The 22,385-nt window shown below is 71.6% G+C and carries 19 protein-coding genes and 2 pseudogenes; 8 read left to right on the plus strand and 13 right to left on the minus strand.

What is annotated here, in order from left to right:
- Positions 1–54: 54 nt before the first annotated feature.
- The 3 genes from ACWCQM_RS10545 (at position 55) to ACWCQM_RS10555 (ending at position 2,491) form a co-directional block, all read left to right on the plus strand.
- A complete protein-coding gene (locus ACWCQM_RS10545; RefSeq protein WP_450914904.1) occupies positions 55–1,050 on the plus strand; it encodes an ornithine cyclodeaminase family protein in 996 nt (331 codons plus the stop codon).
- A gap of 74 nt (positions 1,051–1,124) precedes the next feature.
- Positions 1,125–1,643 (plus strand): YbaK/EbsC family protein, encoded by a 519-nt coding sequence (locus ACWCQM_RS10550; RefSeq protein ID WP_450914905.1) that lies wholly within the window; start codon positions 1,125–1,127, stop codon positions 1,641–1,643.
- Entirely contained in the window at positions 1,640–2,491 is an 852-nt protein-coding gene (locus ACWCQM_RS10555; RefSeq protein ID WP_450914906.1) for an EamA family transporter, read from the plus strand. Before ACWCQM_RS10550 ends, ACWCQM_RS10555 begins: the two co-directional genes overlap by 4 nt.
- A gap of 51 nt (positions 2,492–2,542) precedes the next feature.
- Here ACWCQM_RS10555 and ACWCQM_RS10560 read toward each other — a convergent pair.
- The 6 genes and pseudogenes from ACWCQM_RS10560 to ACWCQM_RS10585 all read right to left on the minus strand — a co-directional run bounded on the left by ACWCQM_RS10560 (position 2,543) and on the right by ACWCQM_RS10585 (position 7,781).
- Positions 2,543–3,024 (minus strand): annotated as a pseudogene (locus ACWCQM_RS10560) (GNAT family N-acetyltransferase).
- Positions 3,025–3,172: 148 nt separating this feature from the next.
- Positions 3,173–3,961, minus strand: coding sequence for an SDR family NAD(P)-dependent oxidoreductase (locus ACWCQM_RS10565; RefSeq protein ID WP_450914907.1), 789 nt, complete (start codon positions 3,959–3,961; stop codon positions 3,173–3,175).
- The gene (locus ACWCQM_RS10570; protein ID WP_450915263.1) at positions 3,958–5,118 is read right to left on the minus strand and encodes a serine hydrolase domain-containing protein; all 1,161 of its coding nucleotides are present in this window, start codon (positions 5,116–5,118) and stop codon (positions 3,958–3,960) included. The genes ACWCQM_RS10565 and ACWCQM_RS10570 overlap by 4 nt, the downstream gene beginning before the upstream one ends.
- 77 nt (positions 5,119–5,195) lie before the next feature.
- Positions 5,196–5,966 carry an energy-coupling factor ABC transporter ATP-binding protein gene (locus ACWCQM_RS10575; RefSeq protein ID WP_450914908.1) on the minus strand — a complete coding sequence of 257 codons (771 nt, stop codon included), beginning with the start codon at positions 5,964–5,966 and terminating at the stop codon, positions 5,196–5,198.
- Entirely contained in the window at positions 5,963–6,724 is a 762-nt protein-coding gene (gene cbiQ, locus ACWCQM_RS10580; RefSeq protein ID WP_450914909.1) for a cobalt ECF transporter T component CbiQ, read from the minus strand. The genes ACWCQM_RS10575 and cbiQ overlap by 4 nt, the downstream gene beginning before the upstream one ends.
- Before the next feature lies 1 nt (position 6,725).
- Positions 6,726–7,781 (minus strand): energy-coupling factor ABC transporter permease, encoded by a 1,056-nt coding sequence (locus ACWCQM_RS10585; RefSeq protein ID WP_450914910.1) that lies wholly within the window; start codon positions 7,779–7,781, stop codon positions 6,726–6,728.
- 178 nt (positions 7,782–7,959) lie between these two features.
- Between ACWCQM_RS10585 and ACWCQM_RS10590 the strand changes: the two genes are divergently transcribed.
- Positions 7,960–8,340, plus strand: coding sequence for an SsgA family sporulation/cell division regulator (locus ACWCQM_RS10590; RefSeq protein WP_450914911.1), 381 nt, complete (start codon positions 7,960–7,962; stop codon positions 8,338–8,340).
- Positions 8,341–8,492: 152 nt separating this feature from the next.
- On the opposite strand, the gene ACWCQM_RS10595 is transcribed toward ACWCQM_RS10590, so the two are convergent.
- Both ACWCQM_RS10595 and ACWCQM_RS10600 read right to left on the minus strand, forming a co-directional pair.
- Positions 8,493–10,706, minus strand: a complete 2,214-nt coding sequence (locus ACWCQM_RS10595) for an MMPL family transporter (RefSeq protein ID WP_450914912.1) — start codon at positions 10,704–10,706, stop codon at positions 8,493–8,495.
- 119 nt (positions 10,707–10,825) lie between these two features.
- Entirely contained in the window at positions 10,826–11,398 is a 573-nt protein-coding gene (locus tag ACWCQM_RS10600) for a TetR/AcrR family transcriptional regulator (RefSeq protein ID WP_450914913.1), read from the minus strand.
- 178 nt (positions 11,399–11,576) lie between these two features.
- Between ACWCQM_RS10600 and ACWCQM_RS10605 the strand changes: the two genes are divergently transcribed.
- On the plus strand, positions 11,577–15,104 hold the full coding sequence (locus ACWCQM_RS10605; RefSeq protein WP_450914914.1) for a S41 family peptidase: 3,528 nt from the start codon (positions 11,577–11,579) through the stop codon (positions 15,102–15,104).
- A gap of 298 nt (positions 15,105–15,402) precedes the next feature.
- Here ACWCQM_RS10605 and ACWCQM_RS10610 read toward each other — a convergent pair whose 3' ends face one another.
- The 4 genes from ACWCQM_RS10610 to ACWCQM_RS10625 all read right to left on the minus strand — a co-directional run bounded on the left by ACWCQM_RS10610 (position 15,403) and on the right by ACWCQM_RS10625 (position 19,054).
- The gene (locus tag ACWCQM_RS10610; protein WP_450914915.1) at positions 15,403–15,618 is read right to left on the minus strand and encodes a hypothetical protein; all 216 of its coding nucleotides are present in this window, start codon (positions 15,616–15,618) and stop codon (positions 15,403–15,405) included.
- An 87-nt stretch (positions 15,619–15,705) separates the two neighbouring features.
- Positions 15,706–16,590 carry an SDR family oxidoreductase gene (locus ACWCQM_RS10615; RefSeq protein WP_450914916.1) on the minus strand — a complete coding sequence of 295 codons (885 nt, stop codon included), beginning with the start codon at positions 16,588–16,590 and terminating at the stop codon, positions 15,706–15,708.
- On the minus strand, positions 16,587–17,537 hold the full coding sequence (locus ACWCQM_RS10620) for an alpha/beta fold hydrolase (RefSeq protein WP_450914917.1): 951 nt from the start codon (positions 17,535–17,537) through the stop codon (positions 16,587–16,589). Before ACWCQM_RS10620 ends, ACWCQM_RS10615 begins: the two co-directional genes overlap by 4 nt.
- Entirely contained in the window at positions 17,534–19,054 is a 1,521-nt protein-coding gene (locus ACWCQM_RS10625; protein ID WP_450914918.1) for a flavin-containing monooxygenase, read from the minus strand. The genes ACWCQM_RS10620 and ACWCQM_RS10625 overlap by 4 nt, the downstream gene beginning before the upstream one ends.
- Before the next feature lie 169 nt (positions 19,055–19,223).
- Here ACWCQM_RS10625 and ACWCQM_RS10630 point away from each other — a divergent pair, with 169 nt between their 5' ends.
- Together ACWCQM_RS10630 and ACWCQM_RS10635 are read left to right on the plus strand one after the other, a co-directional pair.
- The gene (locus ACWCQM_RS10630; protein WP_450915264.1) at positions 19,224–19,859 is read left to right on the plus strand and encodes a MerR family transcriptional regulator; all 636 of its coding nucleotides are present in this window, start codon (positions 19,224–19,226) and stop codon (positions 19,857–19,859) included.
- A gap of 219 nt (positions 19,860–20,078) precedes the next feature.
- Positions 20,079–20,471, plus strand: a complete 393-nt coding sequence (locus ACWCQM_RS10635; RefSeq protein ID WP_450914919.1) for a DUF6281 family protein — start codon at positions 20,079–20,081, stop codon at positions 20,469–20,471.
- Between the two features lie 118 nt (positions 20,472–20,589).
- Here ACWCQM_RS10635 and ACWCQM_RS10640 read toward each other — a convergent pair.
- A pseudogene (locus ACWCQM_RS10640) lies at positions 20,590–20,724 on the minus strand (exodeoxyribonuclease III); the annotation flags it as partial.
- Positions 20,725–20,766: 42 nt separating this feature from the next.
- On the opposite strand from ACWCQM_RS10640, the gene ACWCQM_RS10645 reads away from it, so the two are divergent.
- Positions 20,767–22,302, plus strand: a complete 1,536-nt coding sequence (locus ACWCQM_RS10645; RefSeq protein WP_450914920.1) for a recombinase family protein — start codon at positions 20,767–20,769, stop codon at positions 22,300–22,302.
- The last annotated feature ends 83 nt before the right edge of the window (positions 22,303–22,385 follow it).

Raw genomic sequence — 22,385 nt, forward strand, 5'->3', positions numbered from 1 at the left:
GGCCGGGCCGCCACCACCCCCACGAATCCCCTTGAGGAACAGAGGACTTACGAGATGACGCTGATCCTGACCCGCTCCGACATCACCGCCCTGCTCGCCGACGTGGGCGAGGAGATCGAGGCGGCGGTGGCGGAGTGCCACCTGGATCTCGCCCTGGGCAGAGCCGTTCTGCCGCCCCCTCCGGCCATGCCGTTCCCGGGGTCGGACGGGACCTTCCTCGCGATGGCCTCCGCCTCCGCCCCGGCCGGTCTCGCCACGGTGAAGCTGCTGGCCGACCTCCCCTCCAACCGCGCCGTGGGGCTGCCCGTGCAGCGTTCGTCGGTCCTCGCGGTGTCCGCGGAGACCGGGGCGTGCGAGGCGCTCCTCGACGGCGCCGGGATCACCCGTGCGAGAACCGCCGCCGCCACCGCCGTCGCCACCCGGGCCCTCGCCCGTCAGGACTCCCGTGTCCTGGGGCTCGTCGGCACCGGGCCGCTGGCCCGCGCCCACGCCCTCGCCCTGCTGCCGGGCCGCTCCTACGAACGGGTCGTGCTGTGGGGCCGCCACCCGGGCCGGAGCGCGGAACTGGCCACCTGGATCACCCAGGAGCTCGGGATCAAGGCGAGTGTGCTGTCCGGGCCGCGCGAGGTGGCGGAGTCCTCGGACGTCCTGTGCACGCTGACGCCGTCCCGGGAGCCGCTCGTCGAGGGCGCGTGGCTCTCCCCCGGCCAGCACATCAACGCCGTCGGCGCCCCGCCGCGCCCCGACCACCGGGAGATCGACACGGCGGGCGTGGTGCGCTGCCGGATCGTCGTCGATGCCTGGTCCACGGCCCGCGCGAAGTCCGGAGAGGTCCTGATACCCCTCGCCGAGGGCGCGCTCACCGAGGACGACTTCCGCTGTGAACTCGGCGAGGTACTCGCGGGAGTGAAGCCCGGCCGCACCTCGGACACCGAGCTCACACTCTTCGACTCGGTGGGCGTCGGCCTCCAGGACCTGGCCGTGGCCCGGCTGCTGATCGACGCCGCTCGGGCGCGGAACGTGGGAACCCTGATCGAACTCAGCGGCTGACCCGCGGTGACGACCGGCACAGGCAGCCGAAAGCCTGTGGTCCGGCCGAGGCCCCGTTCAGTAGCGTGCGGGGCATGAGTACTTCCGACACCACCGGTATCCCGGCCGCCGCCCCGTCCTCCGAGGCCCACCCCCGTTTCGCCGAAGCCCTGCGGGAGCTGGGCCTCCAGGTCGAGGTACGCCGCTTCCCCGAGGCCACCCGCACCGCGGCCGAGGCGGCGGCGGCGATCGGCTGCGAGCTCAGCCAGATCGTGAAGTCCCTGATCTTCGAGGCCGACGGCGTGCCGGTCCTGGTGCTGATGGACGGCTCCTCGCGGGTGGACGTGGAGCTCGTACGGAGCGAGCTGGGCGCCGGGAAGGTCGGCCGGGCAAGGGCGGACCTGGTCCGGGAGACCACCGGCTACGCGATCGGCGGCGTACCGCCCTTCGGGCACCGTACGAAGACCAGGGTGCTGGCCGACCGGGGGCTGCTGGCGCACCCGGCCGTGTGGGCGGCGGCGGGCCATCCGCACGCCGTGTTCCGGACCGAACCCGCCACGCTGATCGAGCTCGCCGGCGGCACCCTCGTGGACGTGCGCGAGCAGTCCGCGTGACCCCGCTGGTGGCGGTGGCCGTCCTGGCCGCCGCGATCACGCACGCCAGCTGGAACGCCATCGCCCACGCCATCCGCGACCAGCTGCTGTCCTTCACCCTGATCTCCGGCGGCGGGGCGCTGATCGGCGCCCTGCTGGCCTGCTTCGCGCCCCTGCCGGCCGCCGGTGCCTGGCCGTATCTGCTGGTCTCCGCGGCCCTGCACGTGGCGTACATGCTGCTGCTGATGCGCTCGTTCACGCTGGGCGACTTCGGCCAGATGTATCCGATCGCCAGGGGCACGGCCCCGCTGGTGGTGACGGTGCTGGCCGCCGTCCTCGTCGGGGAGCGCCCGGACGGCTGGGCGACGGCGGGCGTCGCGGTGGCCTCGGCGGGGCTCGTCGGGCTGGCGCTCTGGGGCATCCGCGGCTCGGGGAAGCGTCCGCACGGACCGGCGGTCCTGGCAGCCCTGGCCACCGGTCTGGCCATCGCCGGATACACCACGGTCGACGGTGTCGGGGTGCGCGCCTCCGGGACACCGCTGGGCTACGTCGCCTGGCTGATGATCCTGGAGGGCATCGCCATCCCGGCCTACGCGTTCTGGCGCCGGCGGGGACAACTGGTCGGCCAGCTCACCCCGTTCGCCGCTCGGGGGCTCCTGGGGGCGGCGCTGTCGGTGGCCGCCTACGGGCTCGTCCTGTGGGCGCAGACGAAGGCGCCCCTCGCGCCCATCGCCGCGCTCCGCGAGTCCTCGATCATCGTCGGCGCCGCGATAGGCACCCTGTTCTTCAAGGAGCGGTTCGGCGCTCCGAGGATCGCGGCGGCCGGGCTGATGGTGGTGGGCATCGGCCTGATGCTGCACACGAGTTGAGCACGTCAGTTCCGGCCGGTGACCTCGCGGGCCCGGGACCGTACGGCGCGGTCACCCGGCGAGCGCGGCCGGCAGCTCCACGACCACCTCGGTGTCCTCCAGATCGCCCGTCGGCCGGAAGCCGAGCGAGGTGTAGAGGCGGGCCGCCGCCGTGTTCCCGGGCTCGTAGGAGAGCCGGATCACCTCGCAGCCCTCGCGCCGCGCCAGCCACCCGGCGAGCGTGCGCACGGCCGCGCGGCCGAGGCCCTTGCCCTGCTCGGGGCCGTCCACGAGCATCCCGCCGATCCAGTACGAGCCGTCGTCGTCCCGGGCCCACATCACATGCCCGGTCACGGTCTCGTCCCCGTAGACCGCGAGCGAGTGCCAGGTGTCCTCGTGCAGGGTCAGCAGCAGGTAGCGGGCGGCCAGCGCGGGCGCGTGGTCGCGCTGGCCGTCCAGGGGCGCGATGTCGGCCACCGCACGCCAGTTGTCGCCGTCCACCCCGCGCAGGGTGACATGCGGCCGGCCCGGTCCGCGAGGCCGTGGTCGATGATCCGGGCGTCGGCGAGGACGTCGTCGGCGCCTGCGTGGCCGGTGCTTTCGTGGCGTGCGAGGTCGTGGCCGGTGCGGTCGTGCCCGGTGCGTTCGTGGTCGGTCATCCGGGCAGGCTAGACAGCCTTCTCCCGCCCCGGCGAACCCTTTTCAGTCCTCCTCGCTCATCGCCGCCCGGAAACCGGTGTTCACGGCGAGGAGCCCGCCGTCCACCCGCAGCGTCGTGCCGGTGATCCACGCCGCGTCCCGGGAGGCGAGGAAGGCGACGGCCGAGGCGATGTCCTCCGGTTCGCCGATCCGGCCGAGCGGGTAGAGGGCGCTCGCCCGCTCCAGCGCCGCGTCCCGGCCCGCCCATGCTTCGGTGCGGATCGTGCCCGGCGCGACGAGGTTGACGCGGACACCACGCGGTCCCGCGTGGCCCGCGAGCGTACGGGTGAGACTCGTCAGGCCCGCCTTCGCGGCGCTGTAGGCGTGGCCGCCGAAGTCCTGTTCGCCGTTGACCGAGCCGATGTTGACGATGGCGCCCCGGCCGGAGTCCACCAGGTGCGGCAGGGCGGCCCGCGAGCAGCGGTAGGGGCCGCTCAGCGTGATGTCGAGGGTGTGGGCCCAGGGTTCGTCGTCCTCGTCCTCGAAGAGCGCGGCGTCGTCGTGGTTGGCGTAGGCGTTGTTGACCAGGACGTCGAGCCGGCCGAAGACACCGGCCGCGTGGGCGACCGCCGCGTCGACCGCGTCCCGGTCGCCGACGTCGCAGGCCAGGGATTCGGCGGTGCCGCCCGCCTCGCGTATCGCGGCGGCGGTGCGGGCGGCGCGGTCCCCGTCCAGGTCGGTGACCAGGACGGCCGCGCCCTCCGAGGCGAGCCGTCGGGCGGTGGCCGCGCCGATGCCCTGTCCCGCGCCCGTGAGGAGTGCGGCGTACCCGTGGAAGCGTGGAGGAGTCATAGGGCCGACCGTACTGCCCTGACCAGGGCCTGGGCCCGGGGGTCGGCGGTGACTCCCTTCTGCAGACCGTTCGTCACATAGCCGAGCGCGATGCCCGTTTCGGGGTCCGCGAAACCCAGGGAGCCGCCCCGGCCCGGGTGTCCGAAGGAGCCGGGCCCGAGCAGCGGGGCGGCCGGGCCGTGCAGCATGTAGCCCAGGCCGAAACGGGTGTTGACGACCAGCACCCGGTCCGGGCCCGCGGACTCCTCGGTGCGGGCCAGGGTGAGGGTGGCGGGGGCGAACAGCCGCTGTCCGTCGACCTCGCCGATCATCGCGGCGTAACAGCGGGCGAGGCCCCGCGCGGTGGCGGCCCCGTTGGACGCGGGGAGTTCGGCGGCGCGGTAGGCCGGGTCGTTCTCGTCGGGGAAGGGGTCGATCGCGCCGAAGGCACGGCGGGTGAGGGAGGCCGGGTCGGCGTAGGCCTCGACGACCGAGCGCTTGGGGCGCATCCGCAGGGTGCCGCCGTTCCCGGCCGGCGGGGGTTCGACGGGCCCGATCCGCCCGATCCGGTGCGCCTCGTCCTCGGGGAGCCCGAACCAGAAGTCCAGGCCGAGCGGCCGGGCGATCTCCTCGGCGATCCAGCGGCCGATGGTGCGCCCGGTGACCCTGCGCACCAGTTCGCCGATGAGCCAGCTGTAGGTCTGGGCGTGGTAGCCGTGGTCCGTTCCCGGCTCCCACAGGGGCTGTTGGGCGGCGACCGCCCGCGGCCCGGAGACCTGGTCGGCCGCCTGCGCGGGGGTCAGCGTGCCGTCGAGCGCGGCCAGTCCGGCGCGGTGGGCGAGGAGATGGCGTACGAGGACGCGCTCCTTGCCGTTCGCCTTGAACTCCGGCCAGTACGTGCCGACGGGCGCGTCCAGGTCCACCTGCCCGCGCTGGTGCAGCAGCAGCGGCACTGCGGCGGCGACGCCCTTCCCGGCCGAGCGGACGATCTGCACGGTGTCGACGGCCCAGGGTTCGGCGCCGTCCACATCTCTCGTGCCGGCCCACAGGTCCACGACCTTGCGGCCGTGACGGTAGAGGGCGACGGCCGCTCCCCGCTCCCCGCGCTCTTCGAAGTTACGGACGAAAGCGTCCCGTACCGCCTCGAATCCCGGCGCCACCGTGCCCCGTACGTCCACGCCTGTTCCCGTGCTCCCGCTCATCCCCCCATGGTGCATCGCGCCGCAGGTGGAACGGGTGCCGGGTCACCATCTGTTCACGGACGCGGAACGGCCACGGAACGCGGGTCGAAGCCGAACGGGAGCTCCAGCCGGTGCCTGCGCATGAGCGCGTCGTCGCAGAGCAGATCCTGCGTGCGGTCGTCGGCGGCGATCACCCCTTCGCTGAGGATGACGGCGCGCGGGCAGAGTTCGAGGGCGTACGGCAGGTCGTGGGTGACCATCAGCACCGTGACGTCCAGGGACCTCAGGATGTCCGCGAGTTCACGGCGGGACGCCGGGTCCAGGTTGGAGGACGGCTCGTCCAGGACGAGGATCTCCGGCTCCATGGCGAGGACGGTGGCGACGGCGACCCGGCGGCGCTGGCCGAAGGAGAGATGGTGCGGCGGCCGTGCCGCGTACTCCTCCATACCGACACGCCGGAGCGCCGTCATGACGCGTTCCTCCAGCTCGGGGCCACGCATCCCGGCCGAGGCGGGACCGAAGGCGACGTCCTCGCGGACGGTCGGCATGAAGAGCTGGTCGTCGGGGTCCTGGAAGACGATGCCGACACGGCGGCGGATCTCGGCGAGGTTCTTCCTCGCGACGGGCAGTCCGGCGACGCGGACGCTTCCGGCGCCCGCGTCCAGGATGCCGTTGAGATGGAGGACGAGGGTGGTCTTGCCCGCGCCGTTGGGGCCGAGGAGCGCGACGCGTTCGCCGCGGGCCACGGTCAGGTCGACACCGAAGAGGGCCTGGTGGCCGTCGGGATAGGCGTACGCGAGGCCGCTGACCTCCAGGGAGGGCACGGGGGCGGTGGGCAGGCTCATAGGGTCCATCCCAGCAGACACACGACGAGGGCGAGCACGGGGAGGGCCGCGGCGTGCGCCCACTGGGTGCGGGTGGCGGTCACCTCGTCGATCACCGGCATGGTGCCGTCGTAGCCGCGGCTGACCATCGCGAGGTGCACGCGCTCACCGCGTTCGTAGGACCGGATGAAGAGGGCGCCCGCCGTCTTGGCGAGGACGCCCCAGTGCCGTACGCCGCGGGCCTCGAAGCCACGGGAGCGGCGGGCGATCGACATCCGTCGCAGCTCGTCGGTGACGACATCGCCGTACCGGATCATGAAGGAGGCGATCTGGACGAGCATCGGGGGCAGCCGGAGCCGCTGGAGGCCGAGCAGCAGGGCCCGCAGCTCGGTGGTGGAGGCGAGGAGCACGGAGGCGGCCACGCCGAGGGTGCCCTTGGCGAGGACGTTCCAGGCGCCCCAGAGTCCGGGGACGCTGACGGAGATCCCGAGCAGCTCGGTCTGCTCGCCGGGCACCACGAAGGGCATCAGCAGCGCGAACGCGACGAACGGCACCTCGATGACCAGGCGCTTCAGCAGGAATCCGGCCGGGATGCGGGCCGTCGCGGCGACGGCGGCGAGCAGCACCGCGTAGAGCGCGAAGGCCCAGACGGCCTCGCGCGGGGTGGACACGACGACCACGACGAAGCAGAGGACGGCGGCGAGCTTGCAGTGCGGGGGCATTCGGTGGACGGGCGAGTGCCCGTCCCGGTAGAGCTTGTGCGCGTGGCCGGCGCCCATGTCAGACGGACTCGGTGGTGCGGGTGGCGGGTTCCCCGGGCGTACGGCGACCGCGCGCCGCCCAGAAGACGCCGCTGCCGACGGCGACGGTGACACCGACGCCGATCACTCCGGCGAGGCCGCCGGAGAGCCGGGCGTTGCCGACGTCCTTGACGCCGTAGTCGGCGAGGGGGGAGTCGGCGGCCCCGTGTTCCTGGACCTTCTCGTCGATGCCCTTGTCGGCGGCGACCTTCTCCAGGCCGTCGGGGTCGGCGGAGGCGTAGAAGGAGACGAAGCCCGCGAGGACGAGGGCGGCGGCCAGGCCGGTGGCCCAGACCTTGCGGGTGGAGCGTGCGGCGGCCGGGGCGGGCTCGGGCGCGGCGGCCGGGGCGTCGACGAGCTCACCGTCGACGCGGAGCTTCAGCGGGGCGGCGAGTCCACGGGCGCCGTGCACGAGGTCGGGGCGTACGGCGATGACGGCGCCGACGGTCAGCGCGGTGATGGCCGCCTCGCCGATGCCGATCAGGACGTGGACGCCGACCATCGCGGTGAGGACCTTGCCGATGGGCACGTCGGTGGTCCCGCCGATCGCGTAGATCAGGGTGAAGGCGACGGCGGCGGCCGGTACGGAGACCAGCGCGGCCACGAAGGCCGCGGCGGTCGTCGAACGGCGGCCGCGGGGCAGCACACGGGTCAGCCCGCGGAAGAGCCCGTAGGCGACGACGACGGTGACGACGCCCATCACCGTGATGTTCACACCGAGCGCGGTGAGACCGCCGTCGGCGAAGAGGATGCCCTGCATCAGCAGGACCACGGCTATGCAGAGCACCCCGGTGTAGGGCCCGACCAGGATCGCCGCCAGCGCCCCGCCCAGGAGATGTCCGCTCGTACCGGCGGCGACCGGGAAGTTCAGCATCTGCACGGCGAAGATGAACGCGGCGACGAGCCCCGCCAGCGGAGCGGTCCGTTCGTCCAGTTCACGCCGGGCACCGCGGAGACCGACGGCGACCGCACCTGCGGCGACGACACCTGCGACGGCGGAGACGGGTGCGTTGATGAATCCGTCGGGTACATGCATGGAGTGGCTCCGCTTTCGGGCGTTACTGCTGGCGGGGTCGGAAAACGCTCCACTATAGAGCGCTCTTGCAAAGGGTTCGCAAGAGCGCAGTGATGACAACTAGCGCGACCCCCAACATGCCCAAATGGGAATATATGGGACATTAGGGGGAGAGATTTTCACACAGGAGGAGCCGGCCATGTCCCTCGTGATCCAAGAACACGCCCGAGCCCGGCTCATCACCGACGGCCCCGACCCCCGGCTCGTCCCCGTCGAGCTGCGCTGCGACCCGGCCGAACCGCGCACCGTCCACGTCCGGCTTCCCGGCGGCGTCGACTGGGCCTTCGGCCTCGACCTGCTGGAGCGCGGGATGCGCTCCCCCGTGACGCGTGGGGACATACGGGTCTGGCCGTGCGGCCGGGCCCAGGTGGTGCTGGAGCTGCACGCGCCGGACGGCGTCGCCGTCTTCCAGTTCGACAACGCTCCCCTGATCCGCTTCCTGTCGCGGACCCGCGCGAGGAGCCCGAAGCGCCCGCCGGCCGCCGCCCCGGCCACCCCCACCCCCGCCTCACGCGCCTGACCCCGGGCACGACGAAAGCCCCCGTGCCGCGTGCACGGGGGCTCTCTGTCGCCCCGGTCCCCCGTCCCCACAGGTAACCGGTGCTCCGGGGCCGCGTTCCGCTCAGACGCGGACCCCGGGGTTCATGCGGCTCATATGACGCGAGCCGTGGGTCAGACGCGGACCAGCTCCCGCTCGCCGCCGCCCTCGGCCGGGCCGTCGGAGAGCTCCTTGCGCAGGCCCTCACCCTCGACGTCCACGTTGGGCAGCACACGGTCCAGCCAGCGCGGCAGCCACCAGGCACGCTTGCCGAGCAGGGCGAGCACCGCGGGCACGATGGCCATCCGCACCACGAAGGCGTCGAAGAAGACGGCGATGGCCAGCGAGAAGCCGATCATCTTGATCATCGACTCACTGGAGCCGATGAAGCCGGCGAAGACGGCCATCATGATCACGGCTGCTGCCGTGACCACCCGGGCCCCGTGCTTGAAGCCGGTGACGATCGCCTGTCCGGGCGTCTCCCCGTGGACGTACGCCTCACGCATCCGCGTGACCAGGAACACCTCGTAGTCCATCGCGAGACCGAAGACCACACCGACCATGAAGATCGGCATCATGCTCATGATCGGACCGGTCTGCTCGACCCCGAAGAGCGAGGCGAGCCAGCCCCACTGGAAGACCGCGACGACCGCGCCCAGGGCCGCGACGACCGAGAGCAGGAAGCCGAGGGCCGCCTTGAGCGGCACCAGGATGGAGCGGAAGACCACCATCAGGAGCAGGAAGGCCAGGCCGACCACGAGCGCCAGGTACGGCAGCAGCGCGTCGTTCATCTTCTCCGAGAAGTCGATGTTCATCGCCGTGGCGCCGGTGACCAGCACCTCCGCGCCGGTGTCGCCCTTGATGGCCACGCCCGCGTCACGGATGTCGTGGACGACGTTCTCCGTGTCGACGGAGCTCGGCCGGTCCTTCGGGACGACCGTGATGGTCGCGGCGTCGCCGGCCTTGTTGAAGACGGCCGGGGTGACGGCGACGACGTGGTCGATGCCCTCGACCTCCTGGGAGACCCGGTCGACCGCGGTCTTGCCGTCCTCGCTGCCCTTCGTGTCCACGACGACCAGCAGCGGACCGTTGAACCCGGGGCCGAAGCCGTCGGACAGCATGTCGTAGGCCTGGCGCTGCGTGGTGCTCTTGGGCTGGGAGCCGTCGTCCGGCAGACCCATCTCCAGCGAGGCGGCCGGTACGGCGATCGCGCCGAGACCGATGACTCCGGCCAGCAGCACCCACACCGGCTTGCGCAGCACGAACCGCGCCCAGCGGGTGCCCATGTTCGGCTTCGCATCGGGCTTGTTCTCCGCCTCGGCGGCCTTGCGCGCCTTGCGCCCCATGACCCGCTTGCCCGCGAAGCCCAGCATCGCCGGGACAAGGGTGAGCGCGATGACCACGGCGATCCCGACCGTGCCCGCGGCGGCGAAGCCCATCTTCGACAGCATCGGGATGTTGACGACGGCGAGGCCCGCCAGCGCGATGACGACGGTCAGACCGGCGAAGACGACGGCGGAGCCCGCCGTGCCGACGGCCCGCCCGGCCGCTTCCTCGCGTTCCCGGCCCTCGGCCAGTTCGGCACGGTAGCGGGAGACGATGAAGAGCGCGTAGTCGATGCCGACCGCGAGGCCGATCATCATCGCGAGCGTGGAGGTGGTGGAGCCCAGGTCCAGGACGTTGGCCAGCGCGGTGATCGTGGAGACCCCGATGCCCACACCGATGAGGGCGGTCAGCAGCGGGAGCCCGGCGGCGATCAGCGAGCCGAAGGTGATGACCAGGACGACGGCGGCGATGGCGACACCGATGATCTCGGTGACCCCCGTCTCCGGCATCACCTGGAGGGCGTCACCGCCGATCTCCACCTTCATTCCGCTGCTCTGGGCGTCGTGGCCCACGTCCTCCAGCGCCTCACGCGTCGCGTCGGTCAGCTCCATGGAGCTGACCTCGTACGACACGGAGATGTACGCGGTCGAGCCGTCCTTGCTGACGGCGTTCGCCGTGTACGGGTCGGCGACGGAGGCGACCTGGTCCGAGCCGGACTTCAGCTCGCCCACGATGTCCTGGATCTCGGCCTTGTTGGCGGCCGTGGTGACCTTCTCGCCTTCGGGCGCCTGGAAGACGACCCGGGCGGTCGCGCCGTCGGCGCTGCCGCCGGGGAAACGCTCTTCCAGCAGGTCGAAGGCCCGCTGGGCCTCCGTGCCGGGGATCGAGAAGGAGCTGGAGGTGGCGGTGGCCGCGGAGGAGGCGCCGAACCCGGCCAGCGCCAGCAGCGCCACCCAGATCAGGGCGACATAACGGCGGCGCCGGAAGGCGAGCCGTCCTAGTTTGTACAGGAATGTAGCCACGGAGGGGTACTCCCGGTCAGGTCGTTGAGTGGAATTGGGCGTAAGGAACCAGCCCGACGACGAGAGCGGCGTGTCAGGTGGAGCGTCGGGGAGACGGGTCGTACGGGAAAAAGGGGACGTCAGACGCCGAGGGCGGGGAACACCACGGCTTCCGCGTAGTCGGTGAGGAACGCCTGGTCGACGGGGCGGCCCTCGACCAGCTCACGAGCGGCGAAGGCACCGATCATCATGTGCGGGACATAGGAGACCGCCGGATTGTCCGGACGGACCTCACCCCGGTCGACGGCCCGCCTGATCATCAGTCCGAGACCGGTGAGTTCCGGCTCGATCATCAGCTCACGCAGCGCCTGGAGCAGATCGGGGTTGCTGTGGACCGCCTGGCCGAGTCCCCGCATCAGCGCGGAGCTCTTCTCCATCTGGCAGTCGTCGGTCCGCAGGAGCGCGGCCTGGAAGTCTCCGCGCAGCGAGCCGGTGTCGATCTCGCCGAGCTGCACCGGCTTGTTGTGCCGGAGTGCCTTGACGACGAGTTCGGCCTTGCTCCCCCACTGGCGGTAGAGGGTGGCCTTGCTGGAGTGGGTTCGGGCGGCAACGGCGTCCATGGTCAGGGCTTCATAGCCGACCTCGCCGAGCAGATCGAGCACAGCGGCGTACAGCTCGCTCTCGCGTTCGGGCGTGAGCCGGCTGCGTGCCATGGGTCGACCTCCTCTTGAATTGCGCCTGCTGGATGGTACGCCAGTCGAAGATCAACTAGCGGAACGAAACGGTTTCGTACACTTCGAAGGTACTCCCTCCCTGAACGAAACGAGACTGTTTCGCTTGTGTCGTGCACCACAAGTTGCCGCGGGCCCTTCGCGCGGAAAGCATTGGAGGGTGAGTGACGACGTCGCGTATCTCCGGTTCCCGCACATCCACAAGGACTTGCTCTGCTTCGCGGCGGAGGACGACCTCTGGGTCTCCCCCCTCGCCCCGGCCGGACAGCGGCCGGGGCGGGCGTGGCGGCTGACTGTCGACCGGACCAGAGTCAGCCATCCGCGCTTCTCGCCCGACGGAAGCCGTATCGCCTACACGACCTGGCGCACGCTCGACCCAGAGATCCACATCGCCCCGGTTGAGGGCGGGCCCGCCCGCAGACTCACCTACTGGGGCTCGACCGACGCCAGGGTCTGCGGCTGGAGCCCCGACCCGGGCGACTCCTCCCAGATCCTCGCCGTGTCCTCGCACAACCAGCCGTTCTCGTACTTCTCCTGGGCCTACAGCGTCCCCACCGACGGCAGCCCCGGCGGCAAGCTCCCCTGGGGTCCGGTCTCCGACATCGCGGTCGCCGACATCGACGGCGAACGGCGCACCCTGCTGCTCACCGGGAAGCCGCCGCACGAGCCGGCGGCCTGGAAGCGCTACCGGGGCGGCGCCATGGGCCGGCTGTGGCTGCACGGCAAGCGCCTGCTGCCGGACATCGGCGGGCATCTGGACGCGCCGATGTTCGTCGGGCGCCGGATCGCGTTCCTCTCCGACCACGAGGGCGTCGGCAATCTGTACTCCTGCCTGATGGACGGCACCGATCTGCGCCGGCATACGGACCACGACGCGTTCTACGCCCGGCACGCCTCCAGCGACGGCAGCCGGATCGTCTACCAGTGCGGCGGCGATCTGTGGCTGGTCGACGATCTGGAGTCGCCCGGGGCGGTGCCCAGGAAGCTGGAGGTCAGGCTCGGCGGGCCCCGGACCGGACGGCGTACGTACCAGGTGCCCGCGGCGAGCCATGTCGACTCGCTGTCCGTGGACGAGACGGGCCGGGCGAGCGCCGTCTCCGTGCGCGGCAGCCTGTACTGGCTCACGCACCGCGACGGCCCCGCCCGCACGATCGCCGACACCCCGGGCGTGCGCGTCCGGCTGCCCGAGATGCTCGGCAGCAGCGGCCAGGTCGCGTACGTCACGGACGCGGAGGGCGAGGACGCCGTCGAGATCGCCTACCTCCCCCGGGCCAGCGGCGACCGCCCGCCGCGCAGACTGGCCGCCGGCCGGCTGGGCAGGGTCCACGAGCTGATCTCGGACCCGGAGGGCGAGCGGCTGGCCATCGCGTCGAACGACGGGCGGCTCCTGCTGCTGGACGTCACGGACGAGGAGGAGACGCTGGACCTGGCCGGGGACTCCCCGCCCGGGGAGACCGTCGACGAGGCGGAGCCGTCCGGGCCAGCCGAAGCCGAGCCCTCCGGAGCCGCCGCCGACGCCACGGAGCCCACCGGCACCACCGGCACCACCAGCACCACCGGCGATCCGGAGCCGGCCAAGGCCGTCGCCCCGCCCAGGACCCTCGCCCCGCCGGGTGCTCTCGGTCTGCCGGGGGCCCTCGATCCGCCGGACGCCGACGGGTCCCGCGTCACCGAGCTGATCCGCTCGGTCAACGGCCCGGTCCGCGATCTGGCGTTCTCGCCGGACGGGCACTGGCTGACCTGGTCGCACCCCGGCGTCGGCCGGTCGCTGCGGCAGATCAAGCTGGCCAGGATCACCGGCCCGGGCGCCCCGGTGATAGTGGATGTCACCAACGGCCGCTTCGAGGACGAGAACCCGGTCTTCACCGGCGACGGCCGCTATCTCGCCTTCCTCTCCTGGCGTGGATTCGACCCGGTGTACGACGTCCACACCGGCGACCTCTCGTTCCCGCTGGGCTGCCGGCCCTATCTCGTGCCCCTGTCCTCGGCTACCCCGTCCCCCTTCGCCCTGCTCCCCGACGGGCGGCCCGCGGCAGGCGGCCTGGACCCCGTGGACATCCCCGACGGCGCGGTCGAGGGGCCGACCGTCACCGTGGAGTTCGAGGGCCTGGAGAACAGGGTGACGCCGTTCCCCGTGTCGGCGTCCAAGTACTCCGCGCTGCAACCGGTCAGCGGCGGCGGTCTCGTCTGGCTGCGCTGGCCGATCTCCGGCGCGCTGGGCGAGACGTTCGCCAACCCGGCGGACATGTCGGGGCGGCCCACCCTGGAGCACTTCAACATCGCCAAGGCCCGCAAGACCGAACTGGTCGGCGACCTCGACTGGTTCGCGGTCAGCGGCGACGCCACCCGGCTGGTCGTCATGGACGAGGGCGAGCTGCGCGCCGTACCGTCCAACGAGCCCGGTGACAACGACTCCACGGTCTACATCGACCTGCGCCGCATCCTGCACGACGTCGACCCGGCGGCCGAGTGGCGCCAGGCGTACGGGGAGGCGGGGCGCATCATCCGCTCCTACTTCTGGGAGCCGGACATGTGCGGCATCGACTGGGAGGGCGTACTGGACCAGTACCGTCCGCTGGTCGAACGGGTCTCCTCACCCGACGAGTTCGCCGATCTGGTACGCGAGGTCCTGGGCGAACTGGGCACCTCGCACGCGTACGTCTCGCCCGCCCGCCGCAACGAGGGCCCCCCGCACTACCAGCGGGCGATCGGGCTGCTGGGCGCCAACCTCGTCTGCCGGGAAGGGGACTGGACGGTGCAGCGCATCCTGCCCGGCGACTCGTCGGACTCCAAGGCGCGTTCGCCGCTCGCCGGTACGGGAATCCGCGAGGGCGCCGTCCTCACCCATGTGGACGGCCGGCCCGTCGACCCGGTGGCGGGCCCGTACCCGCTGCTGACGGCGGCGGGCGGCACCACCGTCGAGCTGACGTTCCGCCCGGCGGGGGGCGAGCACGGCGGACGGTCCCGCCGGATCGCGATCGTCCCGCTGGTCGACGAACGGCCGCTGCGCTACCAGGACTGGGTGGCCAAACGCCGCGAGGTCGTAAGGGAGTTGAGCCACGGGAAGTGCGGCTATCTGCACATCCCCGACCTGGGCGGATCAGGCTGGGCGCAGTTCAACCGGGACCTGCGGCTGGAAGTCTCGCGCCCGGCCCTGATCGTGGACGTACGGGGCAACGCAGGCGGGCACATCAGCGAGCTGGTCCTGGAGAAACTCACGCGCACCATCCTCGGCTGGGACCTGACCCGCAACGCCCAGGCCGTCTCGTACGCCTCCAACGCGCCCCGGGGGCCCGTGGTGGCGCTCGCCGACGAGGCGACGTCCTCCGACGGCGACATGATCACGGCCGCGTTCCGGCTGCTGAACCTGGGGCCGGTGGTGGGGCAGCGCACCTGGGGCGGTGTGGTCGGCATGACCGGGCGGCACAGGCTGGGCGACGGCACGGTGATCACGGTGCCGATGAACGCGGCCTGGTTCGACGCGTACGGCTGGTCCGTCGAGAACCACGGCGTCGAGCCCGACCTGGAGGCACTGCGCACCCCTCTGGACTGGGCGGAGGGCCGCCACGCGGTACTGGACGACGCGGTCAGGGTCGCCCTGGACCTCCTGGGCGCCCACCCTGCGGCCACACCCCCCGGCTACGACTCGGCCCCGGACCTGCGCAGGCCCCCACTGCCCCCGAGGTGACCAAGCAGAACAAATCAAGCCCCTCCGGCAACCGAGGAGCGGGGCCCCGGGGCGGGGCAGTCACTCCAAGGCCAAGCCCCACCCCAGCAAAATCAAGCCCCTTGGGGGTCCCCCCGGACGAAGTCTGGGGGAGTTTGAGGAGCGGGGCCCGGGGCAGATCCCCGAGGTCCCGCACCGCGCGCACCCCGCACGCACACCCCGCTCCCGCACCGCCCCCACACGGCACGCGCACCCCGCACGCGGAAGGGGCGTACCCGGCACCCGGGTACGCCCCAACAGACCTCAGACGCGCAGTGCGTCAGCGACCGGAACGCTCACGCGCCTGGTCCGTGGCGTCCTGCGCACGGTCCCGCGCCTCGGGCCGACGGCCCTGCGCCTGGTCCGCGCCACGGCGCGACGCCTGGCCGGCCGAGCGCTCACGCGCCTGACCCTGCTGCTTGCCGCCCGCCTTCTGCTGCTTGGCCTGGTCGGCGAGCTCCTGCGCCTTGTCCTTGAACTGGTCTGCGATACCCATGCTGTTCACTCCTATGTGGGTGCGTGGGGGATGGCCCCGGTGGGGCCTCGCTCAGACTTACACACCCGGACATTCACCGCATTTCGATCAACCACGCTGAGTGCGCGCCTTCTGATCCGCCTCGCCGCCGGCCCCCACGAGCCCCTTGCTCACACCGTCGAGCCGAGACCCGAACCGCTTCATCTCACGCTGGCCGACGGTCCCTATCACCGACGGCAGATACCCCCGGATCGACTGCATCCCCCGCAGCCACCACTGCGCGTACACATGCGGGGAGCGCCGCTCGATCCCCGCGACGATCCGGTCGACGGCCGGGCCCAGCGGGTAGGTGCGGTTCGTCGGCCACGGCAGCCGCTGCCTCAACTCCCGCATGACGTCGTCCTCGTCGGCCCCGCGCACCATGTCCGTGTCGGTCCAGGACAGATAGCCGACCCCGACCTTCACGCCCCGGTAACCGACCTCGCCACGCAGACAGTGCGCGAACGCCTCCACGCCCGACTTGGACGCGCAGTAGGCGCTCATCATCGGGGCCGGGGTGATCGCGGCGAGCGACGCTATCTGGAGGAAGTAGCCCCGGCTCTCCATCAGCACCGGCAGGAACGCCCGCGCCGTGACCGCGCCGCCGATCAGGTTCACCTCGATGACCCGCCGCCACGCCTCGGGGTCGGAGTCCACGAGGGGGCCTCCGGTGGCGACACCCGCGTTCGCGACGACGATGTCGATCTTCCCGAAGCGCTCCTTCACCTCCCCGGCGACCCGGCTCATCGCCTCGTGGTCGGTGACGTCCGCGTACCAGTGGTCGCTCGGGGAGTGCAGCCGCTCCGAGACCTTCTTCAGCTCGTCCGGTTCCAGCCCGACCAGCGCCAGCGTGGCTCCGCGCGCCGACAGCTTCCTTGCCAGCAGTTCGCCCACGCCCCGCGCCGCGCCCGTGACGACGACGACCTGTCCTTCGAGACTCCGCCTGCCGCTCATGCGACCTCCTCCTCGCTCACGGCTGCCGCCGCACTGCCCGCACCGTCCACAGTGACGTACTCGGCCACCAGCTCGCGGAGCTTCGCGGTGACCACTTCGGGCGCCTCGACCGGAGTCATGTGCCCCATGCCCGCCAGCTCGGTGAGCCCGAGGCTCTGCGGCAGCGCCGCTTCGATGGCCCTGGCGTGCACGGGCGGCGTCAGCCGGTCCTCCGTGCCCGCGATCACCGCGGTCGGCAGCCGCAGCTCCCGCACGCGTGCCTCCAGGTCGAGCTCCGCGAGCACGTGCCCCCAGGCGACGCGTGCCCCGCGCGGACACGCGTGCACGATCCTGGCACAGGCGTCGACCCGCTCCGGGGCAGAACCACGGCCCATCGTCGCGTACTTGAGGATCGCCTTCGACACGGCGTTGACCGGCCCGAGCGGTGCGCGCGCCGCGAGGACCGCCGCCGTCATCCGGGTGCGCAGGGCGCCCGCGCGGAGCGGCAGCACCAGCGACTCGGCGGTCAGCCGCGAGCTGCCGGTGCTGCACAGCAGCACGGCCGCCCCGTGCTCCCGCACCGCCGCCCGGCCCGCCGCGGCCATCAGCGTCATCCCGCCCATGGAGTGCCCGCCGAGCACCGCCTTCTGCCCCGGCGCGAGCGTGGCCTTCAGTACGGCTTCCAGGTCGTCGGCCAGCGCCCGCGTGCTGTATCCACCGGGCCCCGCGGCGGGCGTACGCCCATGGCCCCGCTGGTCGTAGACGACGACCCGGTGGTCCACCGCCAGGTCCCGCACCTGGGCGTCCCAGAAGCGGGTGTTGCAGGTCCAGCCGTGCGTGAGGACCACGGCGGGCGCACCCTCCGGACCGTGCACCTCCACATGGACGCGTGAGCCGTCCGCGGAGACGACGCTCAGTTCGCGTACGGGCACGGGCGGGGTGCCCGGGAGCTGCGTCAGCCGGCTCATCGCGCCGCCTCCTCGGCCACGGCCTGCGCCGCGGAACGCGCGAGGGGTGGACGGACGATCTCGTACTCCGCCAGGTCGACCGCGCGCGTGGCACGCCGGAACTCCGCCGTCGTGCCGGGCCAGACCGTGGTGTTGCGCCCGTTGGCGTCGAGGTACCAGCTGGTGCAGCCGCCGGTGTTCCAGACGGTGCGCTTCATCCGGTCCTGCACCCGCCGGTTCCAGGCGCCGACGGCGGAGGGCCGCGCGTCGAGCGCGGCGCGCCCGCCGAGGACGTCCAGCTGGCGCAGGTAGTCGGCCATGTAGTTCAGCTGGGACTCGATCATGAGGATCATGGAGGAGTTCCCGAGCCCGGTGTTGGGGCCGATGATCGTCATCCAGTTGGGGAAGCCGGCCGCGGTCGCACCCCGCAGCGCCTGCATCTCGTCCTTCCAGGACTCGGCGAGGGTGATGCCGTCGGCGCCGACGACGCGGGAGGCGATCGGCATGTCCGTCACATGGAATCCGGTGCCGAGAATGATCACGTCGGCCTCGGTCTCCGTACCGTCCGACCCGACGAGGGTGGAGCCCCGCACCTCGGACAGCCCGGAGTCGATCACGTCGACATTCGGCTGGGCGAGCGCCGGGTAGTAGGCGTTGGAGAGCAGGATGCGCTTGCAGCCGATGCGGTACGAGGGCGTCAGCTTGGCCCGCAGCGCGGGGTCCTTGATCGCCCGCGCCATGTTCGACTTGGCTATGGACTCGACCAGCCCGAGCTGGTTGGGGTGCTTGGTGAAGGCCCCGACCTGCAACTCCCGGATGCCCCACAGCAGTCCGCGGCGGGCGGTGGCGGTGATGGGCAGCGTGCGGTGCAGCCACTTCTCGGCCCCGCTGATGGCGCGGTCCATGCGCGGCATGACCCACGGCGGAGTCCGCTGGAAGAGCGTGAGCCGGCCGGCCTTCGGCTGGATCTCCGGGACGATCTGGATCGCGGAGGCGCCGGTGCCGATCACCGCGACGCGCTTGCCGCTCAGGTCGTAGTCGTGGTCCCACTGCGCCGAGTGGAAGACCTTCCCCGGGAAGTCGGCGAGCCCGGGGATGTCCGGCAGCTTCGGGTCGGAGAGCGGCCCGGTGGCGGAGACCACGGCGTCGGCGGTGATCGTGGCGCCGTTCTCCGTCTCGATCACCCAGTGCAGCGCGTCGTTGTCCCAGCGCATCACGGTGACCTCGTGGTTCAGCCTGATGTGCGGGCGCAGCCCGAAGGTGTCGGCGACGTGCTCCAGGTAGGCGCGGATGTGCTGCTGCCCGGAGAAGGTGCGCGGCCAGTCGGGGTTGGGCGCGAAGGAGAAGGAGTAGAGGTGGGACGGTACGTCGCAGGCACAGCCGGGGTAGCTGTTGTCCCGCCAGGTGCCGCCGACGGCTCCGGCCCGTTCGAGGACCAGGAAGTCGGTGATCCCTTCGCGGCGGAGCCGGACCGCGGCCCCGAGGCCGCCGAATCCGGATCCGATCACCGCCACTCGTACGTGCTCGTGCTGGGCCATGCTGCCGCCTCCCCGCGGTACGTACCACGACTCTGCCAGCAATCACTGGCATGGTTGGGAGGGTAGAGCAGCTCCGTACTGATGGGTAGGGGGCGGGACAAGGAAAGTTACCGGCGGTACAACATAGGGTGCGGGGGTGGCTGAAGGACGCGAGCACCGCGAGTACCGCATGGAGGAGCTGGCCCGGGAGGCCGGCATCACCGTGCGCACCCTGCGCTTCTACCGGGAGCGCGGCCTGATCCAGCCACCCCGCCGCGAGGGCCGTATCGCCTGGTACGACGACCATCACCTGGCCCGGCTGCGCACCATCACGGGCCTTCTGGAGCGGGGCCACACCCTCAACGGCATCGCCGACCTCGCCACCACCTTCGAGAGCGGCCGGGACGTCGCCGAGGTGCTGGGCCTGGGCGAACCGACCGAGGAGACCCCGGTCCGCCTCACGCCCGAGCAGCTCGCCGACTACTTCCGGGACCAGGCCACCGCGGAGAACCTCGCGGCGGCCATGGAGCTCGGCTACCTGGGCACCGACGGCGAGGAGATCGTCCACATCAGCCGCCGCCTGCTGGAGGCGTCCTCCGAACTGGTGCGCGCCGGCGTGCCGCTCGACGCCGTACTCTCCTCCGGCCGCCTGGTCCGCGAGCACGCCGACGCCCTGGCCGACCTCTTCGTGCGCGTTCTGCGCACCCACACGGCGGACAGCGATCCCGGGCAACTCCGCACGCTGGCGCACGCGGTGGTGGACGCCGAGCTGTCGATGGCGCTGGACCGCCGCCTGCGCGACGACAAGGCCACGGACGGCGACTAGGAGCCCGGCGGCGCGCCACGAGATCCGCCGGAGCGCGCCGCGAGGACTTGCACGGGGGCTCCGCGCCGCGAGGGAACCCGATTCGGATCGCCGACGTCGAACGTCCGATCAAGGAGCTCGCCACGCACACGGCCTCATCGCCGTGCTGAGCGACGGCGAGGTCGGTCGACAGAGAGGAAACGTTTCTCCTCTCTGTGCATCCACCGAGGGGGGACACACATGATTTGGAACGGACGATCCGCCGGCTTGCTGGTGGCGGCAGCCATGGTGATGTCGGGAGCCGCGTGCACGGCCGGGGGCGGCGGCGGGGACGAGGGGCTCTCCTGCGCCGGCCGGTACACCTACCAGGACAGGACGTATCAGGACGTGGGCAGCGTGACGTTCACGCCCGGGAAGAAGCTCGGCGTCGCCACCCAGCCACCCTGCGACGACACCGGGGGCAAGGACACGAGCGAGGTGCCGGTGACGACGGGGACCGCGTACGAAGTGGACGGCATCCCACCGGAGGTCGCCATCGCCGTCGGGGACACACCGAAAACAGCCACATTGTTCGCCGTCGGCTCCGACCCGGACCTGCCGCCCGAGGTACAGGAATTGATCGACGGCTCCTGATCCGGGACGCCGGGTCCGGCGCGGCGCCGAAGCCGTCGCCGCACCGGACCCCGCCCGCCGGCGGCAAGTTGGTGGGCTCCGTCCGATCGCGGGACGGAGCCGCCGCCCAGGGCAGGGCCTATCGCTCGTACGTAGCCGTCACCGGCGCGTGGTCGCTCCACCGCTCGCCGTGCGTGGCTGCGCGCTCGACCCAGGCCTTCACCGCACGGGACGCGAGACCCTGGGTCGCCACCTGGTAGTCGATGCGCCAGCCCATTGAAATGAAGATCCAGTTTGCTCCGGGAGGGGGACTCGCATGACCCTTACGGATAACGATCACCCACGCCTGCGGGCACTCGTCGCGGTACGACTGAGCGTCAGGACCGACGAATCGACATCACCCAAGCGCCAGCGGGAAGCCGGCGTGGCGGAGGCCAGACGCCTCGGGGCTGAGGTCGTCGGCTACGCGGAGGATCTGGACGTCTCCGCCACCAGGACGACTCCGTTCGAACGGCCGGAACTGGGCGACTGGTTGGCCAGGCCCGACGACTTCGACGTGATCATCTGGTGGCGGCTGGACCGCGCCGTCCGCTCCATGGGGGACATGGCCGAGCTGACGCGCTGGGCGAAGCGCCACGGCAAGCGGCTGGTCTTCGCGGAGGGCCCGGGAGGCAGTTCACTGGAGCTGGACATGACCTCGATCATGTCCGAATTGATCATCATGCTGTTGGCCTTCGCCGCGCAGATGGAGAGCCAGGCGATCAAGGAGCGCGTCACGAGCGCCAATGCGGCGCTTCGAGCCATGGGACGGTACTCCGGAGGGCTCCCTCCGTACGGGTACATGCCCGTGCAGCGTCCAGCCGGCGAAGGGTGGACCCTGGCCCAGGACCCGCAGCGCGTCGAAGCCATCGAGACGATGATCCGTATGCTGCTGGACGGCAGCGCCCCGAACGCCATCGCGTTCCATCTGAACAGCGAAGGCATCCTGACGCCTCGCGACTGGAACGACGTCCGGCAGGGGCGGACCCCGAAGGGGCGCAAGTGGGTCGGCCAGACCGTCAAGCGTGTACTTCTTTCCCCGTCGCTCCTCGGCCACCAGACCTACGCGGGCTCTGTCGTACGGGACCGCAACGGCCTGCCGGTGAGCATCACCGCCGACCCGATTCTGACGCGAGACCGGTTCGAGGAGATCAAGGCGGCCCTCGGTGAGCGCCCCAAGGGGGCAGCCGGGACCCGAAAGGACACGGGCGCGCTCCTGCTCGGCGTCCTGCACTGCGCCTCCTGCAAGGGCCGCATGTACCGGGTCCCCGCACACGACTACTCCGTGTACGTCTGTCGGGCCCGCACCAAGGGACTCCCCTGCGAGGCTCCGGCAGCCATCAAGACCGACTGGGTGGAGGAGTACGCGGAACGGGAGTTCCTGAAGGAGTGGGGAGGCTTCCCGGTGCTGGAGCAGGTGACGTACCCCGGCTACGACCCCCGCCCCGAACTGGAGGAGATCACCACCGAACTCCGTGAGCTGTACGCCGTTCGCGAATCCAGGCGATCACGCGTCGGCCTCGCCATCTGGCAGGAGCAGGTGGACGCGCTGGAGGGCCGCGCCGAGGTCCTGGAAGCGACTCCGGTGCAGAAGGAACGCACGGAACTGGTTCCCACGGGAAAGACCTACGCCGACTACTGGAGGATCGCCGACGCCCGGGAACGGCGGTTCATGCTGCTCGACACCGGAACCCGCCTGGAGTGTGCGAAGGGCCAGCGAGGGGGCCGGCTGGCAGACATGAAGCGCCGGGCACTGGAGCGCCTGTCAATCGACTTTCCCCGGCCGAGAGAACAGCGGCGGCGGACGGCCTGAACACCGCTCGCGGTTCCCGTACACAGCGGCAGAGACATGACGGAGTGACGGTTCTCCCTACTTTTTTGATTGCGCATAGAAAA

The sequence above is a fragment of the Streptomyces sp. NPDC002125 genome (assembly GCF_053593715.1).

Bases quoted from the DNA above. Each gene is read 5' to 3' on its own strand.
- ACWCQM_RS10545 (WP_450914904.1), top strand. From the start codon at position 55: ATGACGCTGATCCTGACCCGCTCCGACATCACCGCCCTGCTCGCCGAC.
- ACWCQM_RS10550 (WP_450914905.1), top strand. From the start codon at position 1,125: ATGAGTACTTCCGACACCACCGGTATCCCGGCCGCCGCCCCGTCCTCC.
- ACWCQM_RS10565 (WP_450914907.1), bottom strand. From the start codon at position 3,961: ATGACTCCTCCACGCTTCCACGGGTACGCCGCACTCCTCACGGGCGCG.
- ACWCQM_RS10575 (WP_450914908.1), bottom strand. From the start codon at position 5,966: ATGAGCCTGCCCACCGCCCCCGTGCCCTCCCTGGAGGTCAGCGGCCTC.
- cbiQ (WP_450914909.1), bottom strand. From the start codon at position 6,724: ATGGGCGCCGGCCACGCGCACAAGCTCTACCGGGACGGGCACTCGCCC.
- ACWCQM_RS10585 (WP_450914910.1), bottom strand. From the start codon at position 7,781: ATGCATGTACCCGACGGATTCATCAACGCACCCGTCTCCGCCGTCGCA.
- ACWCQM_RS10590 (WP_450914911.1), top strand. From the start codon at position 7,960: ATGTCCCTCGTGATCCAAGAACACGCCCGAGCCCGGCTCATCACCGAC.
- ACWCQM_RS10600 (WP_450914913.1), bottom strand. From the start codon at position 11,398: ATGGCACGCAGCCGGCTCACGCCCGAACGCGAGAGCGAGCTGTACGCC.
- ACWCQM_RS10610 (WP_450914915.1), bottom strand. From the start codon at position 15,618: ATGGGTATCGCAGACCAGTTCAAGGACAAGGCGCAGGAGCTCGCCGAC.
- ACWCQM_RS10615 (WP_450914916.1), bottom strand. From the start codon at position 16,590: ATGAGCGGCAGGCGGAGTCTCGAAGGACAGGTCGTCGTCGTCACGGGC.
- ACWCQM_RS10620 (WP_450914917.1), bottom strand. From the start codon at position 17,537: ATGAGCCGGCTGACGCAGCTCCCGGGCACCCCGCCCGTGCCCGTACGC.
- ACWCQM_RS10625 (WP_450914918.1), bottom strand. From the start codon at position 19,054: ATGGCCCAGCACGAGCACGTACGAGTGGCGGTGATCGGATCCGGATTC.
- ACWCQM_RS10630 (WP_450915264.1), top strand. From the start codon at position 19,224: ATGGAGGAGCTGGCCCGGGAGGCCGGCATCACCGTGCGCACCCTGCGC.
- ACWCQM_RS10635 (WP_450914919.1), top strand. From the start codon at position 20,079: ATGATTTGGAACGGACGATCCGCCGGCTTGCTGGTGGCGGCAGCCATG.
- ACWCQM_RS10645 (WP_450914920.1), top strand. From the start codon at position 20,767: ATGACCCTTACGGATAACGATCACCCACGCCTGCGGGCACTCGTCGCG.